At 68.5% G+C, this 20,109-nt stretch carries 16 protein-coding genes and 1 pseudogene; 9 read left to right on the top strand and 8 right to left on the bottom strand.

Going from position 1 to position 20,109, the window contains the following annotated elements:
- Positions 1–84 precede the first annotated feature (84 nt).
- Positions 85–1,101, top strand: coding sequence for an amino acid kinase family protein (locus tag GQ464_RS18425; protein WP_166977621.1), 1,017 nt, complete (start codon positions 85–87; stop codon positions 1,099–1,101).
- A gap of 38 nt (positions 1,102–1,139) precedes the next feature.
- On the top strand, positions 1,140–2,309 hold the full coding sequence (locus tag GQ464_RS18420) for a trans-sulfuration enzyme family protein (protein ID WP_166977619.1): 1,170 nt from the start codon (positions 1,140–1,142) through the stop codon (positions 2,307–2,309).
- A gap of 89 nt (positions 2,310–2,398) precedes the next feature.
- Here GQ464_RS18420 and fbp read toward each other — a convergent pair whose 3' ends face one another.
- Together fbp and GQ464_RS18410 are read right to left on the bottom strand one after the other, a co-directional pair.
- On the bottom strand, positions 2,399–3,442 hold the full coding sequence (gene fbp / locus GQ464_RS18415) for a class 1 fructose-bisphosphatase (RefSeq protein ID WP_166977617.1): 1,044 nt from the start codon (positions 3,440–3,442) through the stop codon (positions 2,399–2,401).
- Between the two features lie 231 nt (positions 3,443–3,673).
- Positions 3,674–4,513 (bottom strand): alpha/beta hydrolase, encoded by an 840-nt coding sequence (locus GQ464_RS18410; RefSeq protein WP_166977615.1) that lies wholly within the window; start codon positions 4,511–4,513, stop codon positions 3,674–3,676.
- A gap of 251 nt (positions 4,514–4,764) precedes the next feature.
- On the opposite strand from GQ464_RS18410, the gene GQ464_RS18405 reads away from it, so the two are divergent.
- On the top strand, positions 4,765–5,970 hold the full coding sequence (locus GQ464_RS18405; RefSeq protein WP_166977613.1) for an ATP-grasp domain-containing protein: 1,206 nt from the start codon (positions 4,765–4,767) through the stop codon (positions 5,968–5,970).
- Between the two features lie 23 nt (positions 5,971–5,993).
- On the opposite strand, the gene GQ464_RS18400 is transcribed toward GQ464_RS18405, so the two are convergent.
- The 3 genes and pseudogenes from GQ464_RS18400 to GQ464_RS19130 form a co-directional block, all read right to left on the bottom strand.
- Positions 5,994–6,674, bottom strand: coding sequence for a TIGR04282 family arsenosugar biosynthesis glycosyltransferase (locus GQ464_RS18400; protein WP_166977611.1), 681 nt, complete (start codon positions 6,672–6,674; stop codon positions 5,994–5,996).
- Between the two features lie 54 nt (positions 6,675–6,728).
- On the bottom strand, positions 6,729–7,313 hold the full coding sequence (locus GQ464_RS19275; RefSeq protein WP_262899680.1) for an aminotransferase class V-fold PLP-dependent enzyme: 585 nt from the start codon (positions 7,311–7,313) through the stop codon (positions 6,729–6,731).
- Positions 7,201–7,821, bottom strand: a pseudogene (locus GQ464_RS19130) (cysteine desulfurase family protein); the annotation flags it as partial. The pseudogene GQ464_RS19130 and the gene GQ464_RS19275, both read right to left, overlap by 113 nt.
- Before the next feature lie 334 nt (positions 7,822–8,155).
- On the opposite strand from GQ464_RS19130, the gene murA reads away from it, so the two are divergent.
- The 3 genes from murA to GQ464_RS18380 all read left to right on the top strand — a co-directional run bounded on the left by murA (position 8,156) and on the right by GQ464_RS18380 (position 10,828).
- Positions 8,156–9,475 (top strand): UDP-N-acetylglucosamine 1-carboxyvinyltransferase, encoded by a 1,320-nt coding sequence (gene murA / locus GQ464_RS18390; RefSeq protein WP_166980752.1) that lies wholly within the window; start codon positions 8,156–8,158, stop codon positions 9,473–9,475.
- Positions 9,476–9,589: 114 nt separating this feature from the next.
- The gene (locus tag GQ464_RS18385; RefSeq protein ID WP_166980750.1) at positions 9,590–10,249 is read left to right on the top strand and encodes a hypothetical protein; all 660 of its coding nucleotides are present in this window, start codon (positions 9,590–9,592) and stop codon (positions 10,247–10,249) included.
- Positions 10,250–10,366: 117 nt separating this feature from the next.
- Positions 10,367–10,828, top strand: a complete 462-nt coding sequence (locus GQ464_RS18380; protein ID WP_166980748.1) for a hypothetical protein — start codon at positions 10,367–10,369, stop codon at positions 10,826–10,828.
- Positions 10,829–10,887: 59 nt separating this feature from the next.
- On the opposite strand, the gene GQ464_RS18375 is transcribed toward GQ464_RS18380, so the two are convergent.
- Positions 10,888–14,466, bottom strand: coding sequence for a hypothetical protein (locus GQ464_RS18375; protein WP_166980745.1), 3,579 nt, complete (start codon positions 14,464–14,466; stop codon positions 10,888–10,890).
- A 373-nt stretch (positions 14,467–14,839) separates the two neighbouring features.
- Here GQ464_RS18375 and GQ464_RS18370 point away from each other — a divergent pair, with 373 nt between their 5' ends.
- Positions 14,840–16,312, top strand: a complete 1,473-nt coding sequence (locus tag GQ464_RS18370) for an FAD-dependent oxidoreductase (RefSeq protein ID WP_166980743.1) — start codon at positions 14,840–14,842, stop codon at positions 16,310–16,312.
- Here GQ464_RS18370 and GQ464_RS18365 read toward each other — a convergent pair.
- Positions 16,309–16,530 (bottom strand): heavy-metal-associated domain-containing protein, encoded by a 222-nt coding sequence (locus GQ464_RS18365; RefSeq protein ID WP_166980741.1) that lies wholly within the window; start codon positions 16,528–16,530, stop codon positions 16,309–16,311. The genes GQ464_RS18370 and GQ464_RS18365 overlap by 4 nt on opposite strands.
- A 51-nt stretch (positions 16,531–16,581) precedes the next feature.
- Positions 16,582–17,709: an ABC transporter ATP-binding protein gene (locus GQ464_RS18360; RefSeq protein WP_166980739.1), complete on the bottom strand. Its 1,128-nt coding sequence runs from the start codon at positions 17,707–17,709 to the stop codon at positions 16,582–16,584.
- 300 nt (positions 17,710–18,009) lie between these two features.
- On the opposite strand from GQ464_RS18360, the gene GQ464_RS18355 reads away from it, so the two are divergent.
- Together GQ464_RS18355 and GQ464_RS18350 are read left to right on the top strand one after the other, a co-directional pair.
- Positions 18,010–19,035, top strand: coding sequence for a LacI family DNA-binding transcriptional regulator (locus tag GQ464_RS18355; protein ID WP_166980737.1), 1,026 nt, complete (start codon positions 18,010–18,012; stop codon positions 19,033–19,035).
- Between the two features lie 24 nt (positions 19,036–19,059).
- On the top strand, positions 19,060–20,025 hold the full coding sequence (locus GQ464_RS18350) for a phosphoribosylaminoimidazolesuccinocarboxamide synthase (RefSeq protein ID WP_166980735.1): 966 nt from the start codon (positions 19,060–19,062) through the stop codon (positions 20,023–20,025).
- Positions 20,026–20,109: the final 84 nt, after the last annotated feature.

Genomic DNA, 20,109 nt, shown 5'->3' with positions numbered 1-20,109 from the left:
TGACGGTCCCCTCGCGCCGGGCACGCAGCGGGCGCTGGTTGAGCCGACAGATCGCCGGTACGCTCAACCAACGCGCCATGACGCATGCCCTCCCCTCGTACCCTCCCCCCCATCCCTGAGCCGAGCACGGCGGCCCGGCCGCTGCGGGTGCTGAAGTTCGGCGGCACCTCGGTAGGAAGCGCCGAACCCCTCCGGCGCGTCGTGTCCATCACCGCCCAGGCGTGCTCGGACGGTTACCGTCCCGTGCTCGTCGTCTCGGCCCTCTCCGGGGTCACGGACGCCCTCGTCGCGGGATGGCCGGAGGCGGCCCTGGAGCCCGGCGCCCGCCCGCCCCTCTTCCGGGACCTGCTCCACCGCCACCTCACGCTGGCCGGGGACGTCCTGCCCGAAGCGGCACGGGCCCCGTATGCCCACCGGGCGCAGGCGATCCTGGCCGCCCTCGACCGTTTCCTGGACGAGCACGCCTGCCGGCTCCCCCCGGCCGCCCTGCGGGATGCCTGGCTGGCAACCGGCGAGCGGCTCGCGGCCCCGCTGGTGGCCGCCCTCCTCGAAGCGCATGGCTTCCCGGCCCGCGCCGAAGACGCCGCCGGGCTGCTCGTCACCAACGACGCCTTCGGCGAGGCCACCGTGCTCGAAGCCGAGACGACCACCCGCGTCCGCGCCTGGTACCGGACCCTGCCGGCCGGCACGGTCCCGGTCGTGACCGGGTTCATCGGCGCCACGCGGGAGGGGCTCGTGACCACGCTCGGCCGGGGCGGCAGCGACTATGCCGCCGCCTGCCTGGCCGCGGCCCTCCGGGCCACAGCCCTCGAACGATGGACCGACATCGACGGGCTCTACACCGACGACCCCCGCCGCCATCCCGGCGCCCGCCATCTGGCCCGGCTCGACATGTCCACCGCCGAGGCCCTGCACCGCACCCGCGGCCTGGGCATGCACCCCCGCGTCTTCGCCCCGCTCCGCGCCGCCGGCATCCCGCTCCTCGTCCGGTGCACCACCCGCCCCGACCGCCACACCCGGGTCGTCCCCGACCGGGCGGAGACGGGCGCCACCGAACCCCGATGGACGGACGAGCCCCTGACGCCGGCCGAACGCCTGTAAACCGACCTCTCGAACCTCAACCTGACCGCAGACGCATCATGCAACCTCAGACCCGTCTCGCCCTGGCCGGGCAGCGCACCGACAACGCCTTCAACAGCATCGCCCCGCCGATCTACCAGACCGCCACGTTCCGGTTCGAGGACATCGGCACGACGAAAGGGTTCGACTACACCCGCAGCGGCAACCCCACACGGCTCGCCCTCGAAGAGACGCTCGCCGCGCTCGAAGGGGGCGCCGGCGCCGTCGCCACCACCACCGGCATGGCCGCCATCACCACCGTGCTGGCCCTCTTCGAGGCCGGGGCCCACCTGATCTGCTCGCACGACTGTTACGGCGGCACCGAGCGGCTGCTCTGTCTGATGCAGCGGCAGGGAAAGCTCTCGGTCAGTTTCGCCGACCTGACCGACCCGGAAGCCCTGGCCGCTGCCATCCGCCCCGAAACCCGCGCCATCTGGGTCGAGACCCCCTCGAACCCGCTTCTGCGCATCACCGACCTGGAGGCCGTCGCCCGCGTGGCGCGTGCGCACGACTGCCTCCTCATCGTCGACAACACCTTCCTCTCCCCCCTCTTCCAGCAACCCTTCCGGTTCGGCGCCGACCTGGTCGTCTACTCCACGACGAAATACCTGAACGGCCACTCGGATGTCGTCGGGGGCGCGGTCGTCGCCCGCACGGAGGCGCTCAACGAGACGCTGCAGTTCACCGCGAACGCCCTGGGCACCGTGGCGCAGCCGTTCGACTGCTGGCTGGTCCTGCGCGGGCTGAAGACGCTGCCGGTGCGGCTGCGGCAGCACGAGGAGAACGCCCTGGCCGTCGCCCAATACCTGGACGCGCACCCGGCCGTCGAGAAGGTCTTCTACCCCGGCCTGCCCGGGCACGAAGGGCATGACCTGGCCCGGCGCCAGCAGACGGGCTTCGGCGGCATGGTGTCCTTCGCCCTGCGCGGCACGCTCGACGACGTCCACCGGGTGCTGCGGGCCACCCGCGTCTTTGCCCTGGCCGAGAGCCTGGGCGGCGTCGAGTCGCTCATCGAACACCCCGCCACGATGAGCCATGCCTCCATGCGCCCCGACCAGCGCCGCCGCGCCGGCATCACCGACCAGATCATCCGTCTCTCCGTGGGCATCGAAGCGACCGAAGACCTGCTCGAAGACCTGGAACAGGCCCTCCGTGTTTCCGAACCCGTCACCGTACCGGCGCCGTCCTGAGGACCGATGCGCCGCGCCGGTCGCTTCCTCGCCATCACCCGATCCGCACCGGCCACGGAGACGTCAAAATCTTCGATCTGCACGCCGGATCAATCCAGGTCCATCTCTCCCTGGAGGAAGGCTTCGGCCGTGCGCACCATCTCCTCGCTGCCGATGTAGAGCGGGGTGCGCTGGTGCAGCTCCCGCGGCTGTTTCTGCAGGATCGGCGTGTGCCCGTCGGAGGCCCGCCCGCCGGCCTGCTCCACGATGAAGGCCATCGGGTTGGCCTCGTACATGAGCCGGAGCTTGCCCTCCGGGCTGCTCGCCGTGGCCGGGTAGATGTAGATCCCCCCTTTGAGCAGGTTGCGGTGGAAGTCGGAGACGAACGAGCCGATGTAGCGGGTCTTGTAGGGCCGTCCCGTGGCCTTGTCTTTCCGCTGGCACCACTTGATGTACTTCTTCAGCCCGTCCTCGAACGAGTTGTAGTTGCCCTCGTTGATGGCGTACATCGTCCCCGTCTTCGGCGTGCGGATGTTCGGGTGCGAGAGCAGGAACTCGCCGATGGAAGGGTCGAGCGTGAAGCCGTTGACCCCGTTGCCGGTGGTGTAGACGAGCATGGTCGAGGAGCCGTAGACGACGTACCCGGCCCCGACCTGCTTCGAACCCGGTTGCAGCGCATCCTCCAGCGTCACCTCGCCGACGTGGTCCTCCGGCATGCGGTAGATGCTGAAGATGGTCCCCACCGAAACGTTGACCTCGATGTTGCTCGACCCGTCGAGGGGATCGAGCAGGACGATGTATTTGCCGTCGCTGCCGCCGTTGGCCCGGATGGGGATGGCCTCGGCGTGTTCCTCCGAGCCGATCAGGCAGCACTCCCCGCCCCGCCGGAGCGCCCGGACGAACTCCCGGTGCGCCAGCGCATCCATCTTCTGCTGCACCTCCCCCTGCACGTTCAGCTCGCCCGTGTCGCCATAGATATCCACCAGGCCAGCCCGCCGCATGTGGTAGTTGACGATCTTGGCCGCCACCGAGATGTCGCGCAGCAGCCGGGAAAAGGCACCCGTCGAGTGCGGGAAGGATTCCTGCCGCTCGATGATGAACTGTTCGAGCGTCTTGAACTGACCCAGCTCGCGGGTCGCGGTCGTCCGGTTCATGTTTCGCATTGAAAGGTTGGAAAGTCGATAGGGGTTCCGGGGCCTCGCGACGGACACTTTTGCTTAAACCTTCTCGCGAATCCGCGCGCCGTGATCGGAGGACGGCTACGATACCCGGTTCAAGATACGGATGGGAAGATTGGCGGCCTACCCGGTGCGGGGTGCTCTCCGGCAAATCGATGAGAGCAAGATAGGCAATTCTCGGAACCGCTTCCAGCCACTCCTTCCCGCTCAGGAGCCGGCCACCACCTCCCCCTTCGCAATACGTGTGCGCAGCAGGAAGCGCAGCGGCACGTCGACGCGCTCCCGCCAGGCCGCCTCCGAATGCGGTGCCCCGGGAAACCGCTCGGTCAGCCAGTTGACGTCCCGCTCATACCCGCCCTTGCGCAGGATGGCGTCGACCTGACGTTGCAGGTGTTCGTACGAGCCGATGTGGGCTTCGACCCCGTAGTCGAAATACACCCGGTGGTTTCGCGGGTCGGGCAGATGGTCCTCCAGGTAGGGCAGCATCACCCGCCCGCCGATGGGCCAGCTTGTCGAGAGGCAGGCCGCCCCGTGGAACACGTCCGGGTATTCGCAGAGCGCATAGAGGGAGACGAGCCCGCCCATGCTCGATCCCATGACGAACGTGTCCCGTTGCCCGGGGCGCGTCCGGTACGTCTCGTCGATGAAGGGTTTGAGCTCGCGCACGATGAAGCGCAGGTAGGCATCGGAGCACGGCTCTCCTCCGTACGTCTCGACGAAGCGCCGCCGAACGTGGGCAAAACGAGGAACCCGCAGGGGTTTCTCGGGCATGTACTCCCGGATGCGCTTCGGGGTGTTCCAGATGCCCACGAGGAGGAGCCCCTCCAGCTCGCCGTCGCGGATCATGTGCTCGACCTGTTCGTGCACACCCCAGTCCACGCCGCTGAACGAGAGGCCCGGGTCGAAGAGGTTCTGCCCGTCGTGCAGATAGAGTACGGGATAACGCCGGCGGTCGGTCTCATAGCCCGGAGGCAACCAGACATCCACGTTACGGGGTTCCACCCACGCGGACGCAAACTGCTCGTGTCGTTCGAGATGTCCTTTCACGATAAAAGGTGGAGTTAGCGGCTCTGGGGCTCATCCCGGGCCCCGGCGCCGGCAGGATCCGACGGCCGGACGACCGGGTGGTGTGCGAAGCTACGAATCCCGTACCGAAACGGGAACCCCGCGGCGCATCCCGGTCGACGCACCGCCTCCAGGATTATTTTCCCGCACGGCGGGTCCGCACACCGTATTTCCGTATACTCTTTCTGCCCGGCGACGGCACTTTTTTCTCCCTGACCCACCCGAAACCTCCCATGCAGCGCCCCCTCAACATGCTTTGCATCGCCACCTATTTCAAAGGTGAGACGTTCCTGCGTACGTGCCGGCAGCTCGGCTGCCGGATCTACCTGCTGACGACCGAGAAGCTGGCCGGGGCCCCCTGGCCCCGCGAAGCCCTCGACGACCTGTTCTACCTGCCGGGCGAGGAGCAGGACTGGAAGCGCGAGGACGTGATCAAGGCCGTCAGCTACCTGGCCCGGCGCATCAGGTTCGACCGCATCGTGCCGCTGGACGACTTCGATCTGGAAAAGGCCGCCTACCTCCGGGAACACCTGCGCGTGCCCGGCCTGGGCGACACCCGCACCCGCTATTTCCGGGACAAGCTCGCCATGCGCATGCAGGCGCAGGAACAGGGCATCCCCGTCCCGCCTTTCGTGCCCGTGCTCTACCACGACGACATCCGGACGTACACGGAGCAGGTGCCGCCTCCCTGGGTCCTCAAACCCCGTTCGTCGGCCAGCGCCGCCGGGATCAAAAAGCTCCACGATGCCGCGACGCTCTGGGAAGCGATCGCGGCCCTGGACGCCGAGCAGTCCTTCTACCTGATCGAGCAGTTCATCCCCGGCGACGTCTACCACGTCGACAGCATCGTCTTCGACGGCCGGGTGGTCTTCGCCCGCGCCCACCGCTACCTCGACCCGCCCCTGCAGGTAGCCCACGAAGGCGGCCTCTTCGCCTCGCACAACATCCCGTACGGCTCGCCCGAGGAGAACGCCCTGCTGGCCTTGAACGAACGGGTCATCCGTGCCATGGGCCTGCGCGCCGGCGTCTCCCACACGGAGTTCATCCGGGACGACGCCGGGCGCTTCTTCTTCCTCGAGACCTCGGCCCGCGTCGGCGGCGCGCACATCGCGGAGATGCTCGAAGCCTCCAGCGGCATCAACCTGTGGGTGGAGTGGGCCCGGATCGAAACCCTCCCCCGGGACACCCCCTACACGCTTCCCCCCGTCCGGAACGACTACGCCGGCATCATCATCTCGCTGGCCCGCGAAGAAAAGCCCGACACCGCCGCCTATACCGACCCGGAGATCGTCTGGCGGTTGAACAAGCCCCATCATGTGGGCCTCATCTTTCGCGCCCCTTCCTTCGACCGTATCCAGACCCTCCTGCACGAATACATGGTGCGGATCCACCGGGACCACTTTGCCTTCGCCCCCGCCCGCGACCGCCCGACGGCGTGAGACGCCCACCGTTGAACCCTGCCTCAGCCCGTCCGGGCTTCAAGCTTTTTCTGAAGGCGTCGCAGCATGTGCCGGGTATGCCGGAGGGCCGGCGTCGCGACCTCGAGTTCTCCGGCCAGCCGGAGCAGGGCCTCCGGCGTGTCCACGTCGTACCAGCCCGGCAGGATGACGGGGGTCGCGGGCGTCCGGGCGATGCGCTCGAGCGTCTGCGCAAAAACCCCGGGATGGCTGTAGGTCATCTCCTCGAAAGGCTCGGGGTAAAACACGTTCATCCCGAGCAGGTAATACCCGCCGTCCTCGCTCGGCCCGATGACGACCGTCCGGGGTTCGGCCAGCGCCGCGAAGGCGGCTTCGATGAAGGCCGAAGGGAGGGTGGGATGGTCGGTGCCGATGATGGCGATGCGCTCGTAGCCGGCGACGAACGTTTCCAGGAAAGCCCGCTGCATTCGCGCACCGAGTCCCCTCCCCCGCTGCGGCAGCACCGGGGTGCCGGGCGGGAGCCACTCGTCCGGCACGGCACCGCCCGGCGGATCCAGATAGAGCCGCAGGTCCACTTCCAGCGCGGCGTACTGTGCGAGCGCGTCGCGGAGGAAGGCGGCATAGAGACCGGCCGCCTCGGCGGGCGTCAGCACGGCCGTCAGCCGGGTCTTGACCTGCCCCGGCTCCGGAACCTTGGCGAACACGATGAGCGCTTCTTTTCGCATGAGACGGGAAGGGTTGCCGGTGCCGTGCGGGGTGCACGCGCCGGGAACGTTTTCCTACATCACCGCCAGCATCCGCCGGACGACCCGCGCCACGGCATCGACGGTTCTGTCGATCTCCTCCTCCGTCGTGTCCTTGCCGAGCGAGAACCGGATCGCCGCGGCGGCGGTGGCCGCGTCGTGCCCGAGAGCCTGCAGCACGTGGCTGGGCGTCAGCGCGCCGCTCGTGCAGGCCGAGCCGGAGGAGACGGCGATGCCCTCCATGTCCAGGTTCAGGATGAGCATCTCCCCGTCGAACGGCCGGCCGTCGTGAGGGGGGAAAGCGATGTTGAGCAGGTGCGGGGCCGCGGCGCCCTCGTCCATCGGGGTGTTGCACACGAACAGGTCGCCGAGCGCCTCGCGCAGGCCCCGGTAGAGGCGCCGGCGCAGGCGGGCGAGCCGGGCCAGGCGCTCCGGCGGCGACGGCCCGTTCGAGCGCCGCGGCCAGGCCGACGATGGCCGCCACGTTCTCCGTCCCCGCCCGGCGGCGGCGTTCCTGCGCCCCGCCTTCGAGGAAGGGCCGGAAGTCCGCCCCGCCCCGGAGGTAGAGCACCCCGACGCCCTTGGGACCGTAGAACTTGTGCGCCGAGAGAGAGAGCGCATCCACCCCCAGGTCCTTCACCGAGAGCGCATAGAGACCGGCCGTCTGGACCGCGTCGGTGTGGAAGAGCACCCCGTGCCGCCGGCAAAGGGCGGCGACGGCCCGCACGTCCGTCAGCGTGCCCACCTCGTTGTTGGCGTGCATGAGCGAGACGAGCCCCGTCTCCGGCGTCAGCGCGGCCGCCACCTGCTCCGGTGCGACGGCACCGGAGGCCTGCGGCCGGAGCAGCGTCACCGGGTATCCCTCCCGGGCGCGGCGCTCGGCCGGCTGCAGCACCGCCTCGTGCTCGGCCGCCGAGGTGATCAGCCCCGTGCGCTCGCCGCCGAGCAACCCCGCCAGGGCCGCGTTGTCCGACTCGGTTCCCCCGCTCGTGAACAGGATCTCGGCCGGCTCGGCCTCCAGGCAGGCCGCCACGCGCTCCCGGCTCTCCTCCACGGCAAAGCGGGCCTTCCGCCCCAGCGCGTGCACCGACGAAGCGTTCCCGAAATGCTCCCGCAAATACGGCAGCATCGCCTCGAAAACCGCCGGGTCGAGCGGGGTGGTGGCGGCATGATCCAGATAAATGCGACGCATGACTCTCGTTCGTCTGGTGCCCCACACAAACGCAGAAAGCCCGTCCCTGATTCCCCCAATGCCGGTAATGCTTGAAAGATGCACGAAGCCGAACCTTCGCCGCCTCCCGGGCGTTGGTCCTTTTCCGGCCGGTTCAGGAGAAGCGCTGCGCGTTGAACGCCATGCCGGATCGTTCGAAAAGCCTCCGTCATCCCGAACGCTGAAAGGATCTACGGGTCGGACGGGCACCACACGGCCGGTACCGGCCACACACGGATCCTTCGTCTGAAGCATGGACAAACTGGTCATAGAAGGCGGCCACCGGTTGAGGGGATCCCTCCCGATCAGCGGATCGAAGAACACGGCGCTGGCGCTGATGGCGGCGGCACTGCTGCCCGACGGCCCTTCGACCTTCACGAACATTCCCGACCTCAAGGACATCGACACCTTTTCGAAGGTGATCCGTGTCACCGGTGCCGGGGTCGACTTCGACGCGGCAGGGCACACGCTCCGCATCGACCCGACCCCGCTGGCCCACCCCGAGGCGCCGTACGAGCTGGTCAAGCGCATGCGGGCCTCGTTCTACATGCTGGGCGCTCTGCTCGGGCGATGCGGCCGGGCGCGCGTGTCGCTCCCGGGTGGATGTGCCTGGGGGCCGCGCCCGGTAGACCTGCACCTCGAAGGCATGAAAGCCCTCGGGGCCGAGGTGGAGCTCGACAAGGGGTACGTCGTCGCCCGGGCCCGGGGCGGGCGGCTCGAAGGCGGCACCTTCCGCCTGGAACCCTCCAGCGTGGGCGCTACGGTCAACCTGGTCCTGGCCGCGGCCACGGCCCGGGGGCACTCGCGTATCGAGAACGCCGCCATCGAACCCGACGTGGTCGTCTTCTGCGAAGCCCTGCACGCCATGGGCGCCCGCATCGAGGGCATCGGGACGCGCACGCTGGAGATCGAAGGGGTCACGACGCTCCGGCCCGTCACCTTCGCCAACTGCGCCGACCGGATCGAGCTGGGCACCTTCATGATCGCCGCCCTGCTGGCCGGAACCCCCGGAGACACGATCACGCTCGAACAGGCCGGCGCCGGCCACCTGGGGCAGGCCTTCCTCGACGCCTTCCGGGCTACCGGCGCCGAACTGCACGCCGAAACCGACCGCGTGCACGTCACTGTGCCGGACGAGGTCCGGGCCGTCTCCATCGAAACAGACGTCTATCCCGGCTTCCCCACCGACCTGCAGGCCCAGTGGACCGTCCTGATGACCCAGGCGAAAGGCAACGCCAAGATCGTCGACCGGATCTACCTCGACCGCTTCAAGCACGTCCCCGAACTGCGCCGCATGGGAGCCAACGCCATCGTCGTGGGCAACGAGGTGGTCGTCGAAGGCACGAGCCGCCTTCAGGGCACCACCGTGATGAGCACCGACCTGCGGGGCAGCGTCTCGCTGGTGCTCGCGGGCCTCGTGGCCGAGGGCGAAACCCACGTCCTGCGCGTCTACCACCTCGACCGGGGCTACGAAAAACTTGAAGAAAAGCTTTCCCGGGCCGGCATCGTCATCCGGCGCACCACGTACGACGAGTTCGCCGATCCGCTCCTGGAACACCCCCACGAAGCATAGGAGCGCCCGGTTTTTCGCCCGGCCGGCAAAACCTCCTTTCGGTTTGCCGGTTTAAACGGTTGCGGCCCTTTCACCCGCCACGCCGGCACCACGCAACCTGACCGTACCCGCCCCATGCGCACGTTACGCTGGACCCTCCTGTTCCTCATCGGATGGCTCGTGACCGTCCCGGCCACCGCCCGGCAACATGACCACGACCCGGACGAAGCTGTCACGGGCGGCGGCCACCTGCCCGAAGGCTGGCAGGCCCGGCTGGACCGCGCCCGTGCCTCGCTCGACCAGGTCCGCTTCGTCGAAACGGAGGCCGGCTACCACATCACCCTGGGGCCGGCCGCCATCTTCTACCGGCCGGAAGACACGGCCTCCGGCAGCTACACCGCACGTGCCACCTTCGTCCTGAACAAGCCGTCCGCCCATCCCGAAGCCTACGGCCTCTTCGTGGGCGGCCGCGACCTGAACGGCCCCGGCCAGGACTACCTGTACTTCCTCGTCCGCCAGAACGGGCAGTACCTCGTGAAGCACCGGGCCGGTGCCGAAACGCACACGCTGGTGGACTGGACGCCCCACGAGGCCGTGCGCGTCCCCGGTGAGCGCGGTACGTCGGAGAACACCCTGGCCGTCCGGGCCACCCCCGAGCGCGTGGCTTTCCTCGTCAACGGCGTCGAGGTGACGGCCCTGGATCGCGTCCCGATGCTCAACACCGACGGCATCGCCGGGCTGCGGGTCAACCACAACCTGGACGTGACGGTCAGGGATTTCGCGATCGAGCGCTGATGCCCGGCTTCGCTCCTGTGCACACCATGCCGCCCTGCGGCCGGCCATAGATGACGGCACGCACCGTGTTTCACGGTGTCGCTGTCGTCGTACATCCCACCAGCACAGGAGGTTGCCATGCGTACGATCCTGCTCCCCCGCCTCTTCCTCCCGCTGTGCCTTGTCCTGTGTGCCTGCGGCGGGCAGTCGTCTCCCGAGGCCACGGCCGGCGAAGAGGAGGATTCCTGTCCGAGCCTCGTCGGCTCCTGGGAACTCGTCTCCATCGAGGATGACGCCCCGGCCCTGACCGGGGCCTACGAGACGGACCCGAACTACCAGGAAGCCCCCACCCTCAAGATCCTCAACGACACCCACTGGATGTTCATCCGCCAGTCCGCGGACAACTTCATCCACGCCCAGGGGGGCCGGTACACCCTCCAGAACGGGATCTACACCGAAGTGGTGGAATACAGCGCCATCCCCGGCAACGTCGGGCTTTCCTTCGTCTTCGAATGCCGGCTGGAAGGCGACTCGCTCTGGTATCATACCGGCGGGCTGGGAGATCACCGCTACCAGGAGGTCTGGCGACGGGTGAAGTGACACCGGCGCCGTCAGACCCGCTTCCTGCCCCGGACACACTTTCCCCGCGTGCGACACCGTCAGAACACGGCGCTGAGTTGCATTCGGACCGTGTGGAGTGTCGGGGCCCCGGCCGGCACCCGTCCGTCGTAGGAGAAGGAGGCGCGCAGGTAGCGGTTGAGCACGTACTGCCCGTTGAGGTTCCACAGGAAGGAGGTACCCGGCCCGCGGCCGTCCGTCAGCTCGAAGGCCGCCAGCCCGGCCGCCTCGCCCCGCAGGTCCACGCGGGCCACCTCGACCCGTGCCGTCACCTGCAGTCGCCGGACCCGGCTGTACCGCGCCTCCAGCGGCACCCGGACGATCCGGGCATGGCGGGCGCCGAGCACGTCGTCGTTCCGCGCCAGGGCCACGCCGGCCGACAACCGCACCGCCCGCCCCGGCTGAAAAGCCACCTCGGGTTCGAGCGTCTCCCGGTGAATGTCATACCGCCGCGAAGCAAACGCCTCGCTCAGCACCCGGTTACGCTCCCGGCTCACCGCCAGGCGTAGTTGCCACCGGTCCGCGGGACGATACCGTCCCTCGGCCCGCCAGGTGCTCAGGAATCGCGTCTCCTCCCCGGCGGCCAGTTCCGTCAGGCCCCGCACCTGGTTGAACGAAAGATCCAGCCCGTACGTCGTGGAGGAGCGGAAAAGCGAGAGATCCTGCGCCATCCGGAGCCGGCCGTTGAGGGTGTTGACCGGATCGCGAAAACGCTTCAGGTTGAGGAAATAGACCTGTTTGAGATCCGGCTCGCGGCTCTTCTCCAGCACCTCGACGACCGTGCGGGCCTGCATCCCGGCCAGCACGTTCTTCCAGAAACCAGCGTCCCCGTGCCGCTCGAACAGGCGGGCCGGATCGAGGTCCAGGCGAAGCCGGGCCTGCACGCTGACGACCGACGTGAGCGAATCCGAGGGCACGAAGGTGCGAACGTACGTCCCTTCGTCCGGCAGGCGTTCGGGGATGAACTCGTCGAGTTGGATCACCCCGTCGCCGTTGGCGTCCTCCCAGACGAACTGCCCGAGCTCGGGACCGGTGCGGACGTAGATCTCCTGCAGGGTCGGTGTGCGTTCGGTCTGGGCCTCGTAGAACCAGTTGACGTTCACGGCCCGGCGCCACGGCCGGGCGTCGGCGTTCAGGTGCAGCAGAACCGACTCGCTGTCCTCCTGCTTTTCCTCGATCCGGAAGTAGTCCGTGAAGCGCCGCACCCGGTAGCTGACACCGCCCTCGGCGCTGAAAGCCGTGCCCGGCCGGTAGCGGACCTGCGACTGCACGGTCCAGGCGGTGGCCGCATCACGCAGGACACCCGCCGCCCAGCGCTTCTCCGTACGCCGCTCCACCTCGGCACCGGCCGTCAGCCGTTCCGCCTGCCAGGTGATCCCCGGCCGCCATTCCACGAACGAGAAAGAGCCTTCGACGAGGCTGTCCGTGCCGGCCGTCACCTGCGTGCGTCGTTCCTGTTCCAGCTCCAGGTGCGGCACGAGCCGCTCGCCCAGAAACGGCCGGCGCAGGGTGCCACGCTGCCGGAGCCAGCGGCCGTCCTCGGCGCGCAGGGCATCCCGGCTCTCGATCTGTTCCAGCAGATAATCGACCTCCGGCAGACCTGCCTCGCCGGATTGCAGGGCAAAGGCCCGTCGCACGCCGCGAAACGTCTCCTCCAGGTCGAGCCGTCCCCAGGACACCTCCAGGGCCGAATGCGGGGTAAAGGCAAAGCGCAGATCGGCTTCGTCGACGGTCTCGTCCTCGCCCCCGGCCACCCCGCCGGTGACGTCGGCCGGCCGCCCGAGCAGGTTCCACCGGCGCGTGAACTCGACCGGGCGGATCCGGTCGAAGGGGGCGAAGTGCCCCCCGGTGAACCGGCGCTGCAACATGCCGGAGACCTCTCCCAGGGTCGTCGCGCCGATCCGGACCGGCGTCGGGTCCAGCCGCAGGCCCCCGAGGAAGGCATGGTCCACGTCGTCGTCGGCATCGAGGGGAGAGAGGCGGTTGAGGTCGTTGAGCGAGTGGGCCCACTCGCCGAAGAGTTCCAGGCCCGGCAGGGGTGCTACGGCACCGTGCAGGTCGAAAAGGCGCTGCTGCTTGGGTTTGGGCAACACACGCACCGGCTCGTATTCGCCCAGGCCCGGCCCGCGGTATTCGTAGAGGATGCCGTTGACCGAGCGCCCCACGCGCACGTAGCTTCCCTGCCCGGCGCCGACGCGGGTGAAACGCACCCGGAAGACCTGCACCGTGTCCGGCGGGGCCACGGAGACGGCGACGAACACCGTGTCGAGGCCGCCGCCGGGCCGCGGGCGCACCTCGCGGACGTACTGCACGTAGGGGGCCTCCGGGTCATACACGACGGGCTCGGCCCCGCTCCGCACCGCAAGGCCGTCGCCGGCCTGCACCACCCGGAGCGAGTCCTCCGAGGTAAACCCGAACGCCTCCTCGAACTGCCGGCTGTCCGCCTCCCGGAGGAAAGTGGCGCCGAGGCGGGCCCGGGCCCTGCCCGCCGCCTGCGGGCCGAAGTGCAGCACGACCTGCGAACCGACGAGCGTGCGGGTGAACTGGTTCGTGGTATACTGAAACTCGACCCGGATCCGCCGGTCCGCGGTGATGAGGCGCCGCGCCGTGAAGGTGAGTTCCCCCGTGGCATAGTCGATGGTGTAGTCGTTCGTCTCCCCGCGTTCGAGCCGCCGGCCGTCGAGGTAGACGACCTCCGAGCCGGGGATAACGATGATGAAGCGCTCCCCGCCGGCCCCTTCGAGCCGGTACGGTCCCTGCACCCCGTCGACGGGCACCAGGTCCTGCACGCGGAAGATGCCGCGGGCCGTCGCCCCGGCGACCGTGACGCGCCCTCCGGCAAAGGCGGCCTCCGCCACCGGCGGCAACGTCCCCTCCACGCTGGCGCCCTGCAGCTTGCGGGAGAGCCGGGCGAAGGCGCTTTCCTGAAAGCTCAGGTCGAAGTCACCCAGTTGCGCCGTGCCCTGCCGGGCCCGGATCTGAATGAAAACCTTGTCGAACTCATCCAGGCGCTGCGTCGTGCCTTCCGGCAGGATCGGCGTGTTCTCGTCGGTCAGTGCCGCCTGGATCTGCACCCCCTCGACGATTTCCCCGGAGAGTTGCAGGCGCAGCCCGGATTCCACCGTCACGTCCCGGTTGTTGCCGGCCAGGATCCCCCGTGTGATGGAACCACTGCGTTGCAGGTTGAGACCGGCAAAGAGGTCGTCGTCGCCAGCCCGTTCTTCCTCCCGCACCACCGCCACGGCCCCGTCTTCCGGCGTCGCCTCGACGATGTGCCGGCGCCGGTAGACCTCCTTGAGTTCGAAGGGCAGCGTCCGGTATCGGACGACCAGCACGGCGTCGGCCGAGGCTACGGGGGTGAGCAGCCACAGCCGCCCGTGCCGCGGATCCAGCCGGTAGGCTTCGGTTGCCAGGCGGCGACCGTCCAGGTATACCTCCTCGGTGCCGGGCAGGATGAACGGCCGGAGCACGTAGGGCTGCACGGCCTGCACCGCCAGCGTGTCCTGAAACAGCCCCGGCGCAGTCTCCCCCTCCCCGGCGGTACGCGTGGCCTGCGCCCACACCACGGCCGGACCGGACAGCACCCATCCCAGCAGCAAAACGGCAACGATGCGCATCATCACGAAGCGCCATGTGGAGGATCGGCATCCCGGCGCAAGCGGGCCGGAAACGAAACAGGGCGAAACCGGAACCCGCCGGCGTCACGTCGTAGCGAGGGGCAAAAGCATCCGTTCGAGTTGGGTGGGAGGAGGGCCGCGCCGGATCGCGGGACGCGCCCCTTCGGCCCGGCGACCTGCCGTCTGTACCCGGTGCCCCCGCCGGGGGTTTCGACAGGTATCGGACGGGCAGCCGCACCGAATCGCACACACCGCCCCGGCGCGCTCCCCCGAAACCGGCCCTCCCCTTGCCGTCGTTCGACGACTTTGATACCTTGGGGCGTCCTCCCGGCACGTACACGCCGAACACAGCCGTTCCATTCAGACCCGAGTTCGCATGCAGGCGGCAGGCCCCGCGCAGCGCGTACCGGACGAACACCCCCGGCATGTACACGCCGGGTCCGGCGCCGCACCCCGACCTTTTCGCATCGCTATCATCGGCGCCGGCCCGGCCGGTTTCTATGCCGCCGATCACCTGCTCCGGCAAACCGACCTCCCCGTCGAAGTGGACCTCTTCGACCGGCTGCCGACCCCCCACGGCCTGGTGCGCCTGGGGGTGGCCCCGGACCATCAGAAGATCAAGAACGTCATCCGGGTCTACGACAAGACGGCCGAACGCCCCGGCTTCCGGTTCTTCGGCAACGTCGAGTTCGGCCGGCACATTCGCCTCGAAGACCTCCGCCGTCACTACCACGCCGTCGTCTTCACCACCGGCGCCCAGGTGGATCGCTCGCTGGGCATCCCCGGGGAAGACCTCGCCGGCAGCCATTCCGCCACCGAGTTCGTCGCCTGGTACAACGGGCATCCCGACTACCGGGACCACCACTTCGACCTCAGCCGGGAACGGGTCGCCATCGTCGGCGTCGGCAACGTGGCCGTGGATGTGGCCCGCATCCTGTGCCGCACCCCCGAGGAACTGGCCCGGACCGACATCGCCGACTATGCCCTCGAAGCGCTTCGCGAGAGCCGGGTCCGGGAGATCTTCATGCTCGGCCGGCGGGGACCCGCCCAGGCCGCCTTCACCCTGCCCGAAGCCCGCGAGCTCGGCGAGCTGCCCGGCGCCGACGTCTTCGTTCCTCCCGAAGAAGCCGTGCTCGACCCGTTCAGCCAGGCCCTGCTTGCGGAGGAGGGCGACCGCGACACCCTGAAAAAGGTGGAGTTGATCCAGGAATTCGCGCAGCGCCGTCCCACCGGCAAACCGCGCCGCCTCACGATCCGCTTCCTCGTCTCCCCCGTCGCGATTCACGATGACGGCACCGGCCACGTGGCGGGGCTGCGGCTCGTGCGCAACGAGCTCTACCGCACCGAAGACGGGCGCCTGCGCCCGCGTGCGACCGGCCGGTACGAAGACCTCCCGGTCGGGCTCGTCTTCCGCTCGATCGGGTACCGGGGCGTCCCCCTGCCCGGCGTCCCGTTCGACGAGCGGCACGGCGTCATCCCCACCGAGGAAGGCCGCGTCCTCGATCCAGCGACCGGGCGACCGCTCCCCGGTCTCTACGCGGCCGGCTGGATCAAACGCGGGGCGACGGGGGTCATCGGCACCAACAAGGCCTGCGCCGTCGAAACGGTCAGCCGGCTGCTCGAAGATGCCGCGGCCGGGCGCCTTCCCGAACCGGAACAGCCGGATGCCGGTGCCGCCCTGAACCACATCCGGGCCCGGCAACCCGACTACGTGACGTACGACGACTGGAAACGGATCGACCGGATCGAGGTGGAGCGGGGTGAGGCCGCCGGACGGCCGCGCGTCAAGTTCACCGGCGTCCGCGAGATGCTCGAAGCGCTCCGGGAGGATCCGGCCCGCTCCGCCTAGTTCGAAACGCCGCCGCGTCCCTCTTCGACGGTGTACCCCGCCTCCTCCACCGCATCGACGAGGGCCTGCGCGTCCACCTGCGCCGGGTCGTATTCGACCTCCGCCACGCCGATCCCGACGCGCTTCACCGTCACGCCCGCGACCGCTTGCAGGGCCTGTTCGACGGCCCGCACGCAGTGCTGGCAACTCATTCCGTCTATTTTCAGGGTTTTTTGCATTGCAATAACGGATTTACTGTTCGCACGCTACTCCCCCGTGCCCGGCTCCCCTCAGGCCGCCACCGCCACCTGAAAGCCGATGGCCTCCTCCGTCTCCGCATCGAAGAAATGCAGCCGGGCCAGGTCGAACGCCAGCCGAACCGGCTCGCCCGGCCCCGGCAGCGGTTGCGGCGGCACCCGCGCCACCAGCGTCTGCTCCCCGGCCCGGGCATAAACGAAGATCTCGTTCCCCATCGGCTCCAGCACCTCGACCGGAAACGCTGCCTCGGCCACCGGGCCGGTCACGTAACGGCTTCCGGCCACGTGAAGATCCTCCGGGCGGATCCCCAGCGTCACCGGCTGCCCTACATACGCCCGAAGCAGCCGGGCCCGCTCCTCGTCCAGCGGCAGGGCAAAGCGGCCGTCCCGGGCCTGGAACCGGAGCCCCCCTTCCCGCACGACCCGCCCCGGGACGAAGTTCATCGACGGGCTCCCGATGAACCCGGCCACGAACCGGTTGGCCGGCCTGTTGTAGAGCGCCAGCGGCGTGTCGATCTGCTGGATATGACCGTCCCGGAGCACCACGATCCGGTCCCCCATCGTCATGGCTTCCACCTGGTCGTGCGTCACATAGATCATGGTGGCCCCGAGCCGCCGGTGCAGCCGGGCGATCTCCGTCCGCATCTGCACCCGGAGCTTGGCGTCCAGGTTCGAGAGCGGCTCGTCGAAGAGAAACACCCGGGGCTGGCGCACGATGGCCCGCCCGACGGCCACGCGCTGCCGCTGGCCGCCCGAGAGCTGCGCGGGCTTCCGGTCCAGCACCGCCATCAACCCCAGGATCTCGGCAGCCTGCTCGACCCGTTTCCGGATCTCCGCCTTTGGAAACTTGCGCAACCGGAGGCCGAAGGCCATGTTCTCGAAGGCCGTCATGTGCGGGTACAGCGCGTAGTTCTGAAAAACCATGGCGATGTCCCGATCCTTCGGCGGCACGTCGTTGACCACCCGGTCGCCGATCCGGAGCACCCCTTCGGTGATCGACTCCAGCCCGGCAATCATCCGCAGCATGGTGCTCTTGCCGCACCCGGAGGGCCCGACGAGGACGACGAACTCCCCGTCCCGCACCTCGAAGCTGGCCCCGTGCACGGCCACGAAGCCGTTGTCGTATACTTTGCGTACCCGCTCAAGCGTGACGTTTGCCATGATGCTCTCGTGCTGAACTCTTGAAGGAAAACGATGCCGGCACGCACCGGCTGCGCCCCAATTTAAGGAAAACCCCTATATTCCCCTCATGCCGCCTCCCCATGACCTGCCTTCATGAGGCCCTGCCGCCTCCTCACCCTCATTCGATGATCTTTCGCACCCCGAAAACTTTAAGTAAAGAATGCCCAGACGCCATTTTGCCTAACTTTTTTCTAAAATATCTTCTCCGTGCAAAACCTTGACCCGTTTGTCGGGTTTCATGCTCACCACGTATTCGTTCTGCCTTGCCCCGGAAACGCCATGCCTCAGGAGAAAAGCAAGGTCACCATCTACGACGTCGCCGCGCGGGCGGGGGTTGCCATCTCGACCGTCTCCCGCGTCCTGAACAACTCGGACGACGTCTCCGACCGCACCCGGGCACGGGTCCTACGTGCCATCGAAGAGCTGCAGTTTCGCCCGGATCGCACGGCGAAGACGCTGGCCCAGCAGGCCACCCAGCTCCTGGCCGTGGCCATGCCCACCTTCACCACCCCCTTCCACACCGAGTTGATGAAGGGGATACGAACCTGCCTCCGCGAGCGGGACGTGGACCTGCTCCTCTGCGACCTCGGCTCCACCAAGCGCCACCTGACGCTGATGAACTTCCTCCGGCGCGGCACGGTGGACGGGCTGCTGCTGGCCGGCGTCGACGTCACGGAGGCAATCGCCCAGGAGCTGCAGGCCCTGCACGCCCCGGTGGTGCTCATCGGCTCCGAGTGGGAGTCGTTCGACAGCTTCTACTGGGACGACGTCGCCGGAGCCCGGCAGGCCGTCGAACACCTGATCGAGCAGGGGCACCGCCGCATCGGCATGATCACCACAGCCACGGGCAGCCCGCTGCAAAACCGCCGGATCCAAGGCTACCGGGAGGCACTGGAAGCCGCGGGCCTCCCGTTCGACCCCTCCCTGCTTGCCAGCGGGTTCACCGAAAAACACGCCGGCTACAGCGAAGAGGCCGGCTATGAGGCCATGCAAACCCTCCTCCAGGTGGACCCGCCCCTGACCGCCGTCTTCGCCAGCAGCGACGTGCAGGCCATCGGTGCCTGGAAGGCCATCATCGACGCGGGCAAGAAGGTGCCGGACGACATCGCCCTGGTGGGCTACGACGACATCAAGACGAGCACCTACATCGGCCTGACCAGCATCGCCCAGGACATGCAGGCCATCGGCCAGCGGGCCACGGAGGTCCTGCTCGAACGCATGGAGGGGAAACGCACCACCCCCCCCGAAGCCGTCCTCGTCGTGCCCAAGCTCCAGGTGCGCCGTTCGAGCAGGCGCACCCGTTGATCCCCAACGGCAACCCGCCTCACCATGGAAACCGCCCTCCTGCGCCGTCACCTCAACCACACCCTCTACGAAACCCACCTGCCCGGCTTCGAGGCAAGGTACCGGGGCAAGGTACGCGATACGTACCGCGACGGGGACCGGCTCATCCTGGTCACCACCGACCGGATCTCGGCCTTCGACCACATCCTCCGGCAGACCATCCCCTTCAAGGGCCAGGTGCTGAACCAGACGGCCGCCTATTTCTTCGAGCATACGGCCGACGTGGCCCCCAACCACGTCCTCAGCGTGCCGGACCCGAACGTCACAGTGGCCGTGCGGTGCGAGCCGGTGCCGGTCGAGTTCGTGGTGCGGGGCTACCTGGCCGGCCACGCCTGGCGCGAATACCGGGCGGGGCGGCGAACCCTCTGCGGCGTTCCTCTCCCCGAAGGCCTCCGCCAGAACAGCCGCCTGCCCGAACCCATCCTGACCCCGACCACCAAGGCAAAGGCCGGGCACGACCTCGACGTCAGCCGTGAGGAAATCCTCGCCCGCGGCATCCTGGACGCCGCCACGTTCGACCACCTGAAGGACCTGGCCCTCCGCCTCTTCGCCCGCGGCACCGAAATGGCCGCCGAACGCGGCCTCATCCTGGTCGATACGAAATACGAGTTCGGCCGCACCCCGGAAGGCACCTACGTCCTGATCGACGAGGTGCATACCCCGGACTCGTCCCGCTATTTCTACGCGGACACCTACGACGCCCTGCTTGCCCGGGACGCCCCGCAGCGCCAGCTCTCGAAGGAGTTCGTCCGGGAATGGCTCATGGCCCGGGGCTTCCAGGGACGCGACGGCCAGGTCCTGCCCGACCTGCCGGACGACTTCCGCGTGGAGGTGGCACAGCGCTATATCGAACTCTACGAAACCGTGACGGGCAAACCATTCGTGCCGGACACCCACCCCGATCCGGAGGCCCGCATCCGGGAAGCCCTCGGCCTCGAAGTGCCCCGGTGACCTTTTCTTAACACCGTTGATGATCTTCCCTTAATGCAGGCAACGCACCACCGCGCTATCTTGGGCGTGCCTCTCTCGAAGATC

Origin of the sequence: Rhodocaloribacter litoris, from assembly GCF_011682235.2 — a bacterium.
Classification (GTDB): domain Bacteria; phylum Bacteroidota; class Rhodothermia; order Rhodothermales; family ISCAR-4553; genus Rhodocaloribacter; species Rhodocaloribacter litoris.
This window is presented reverse-complemented; position numbering and strand designations above follow the sequence as displayed.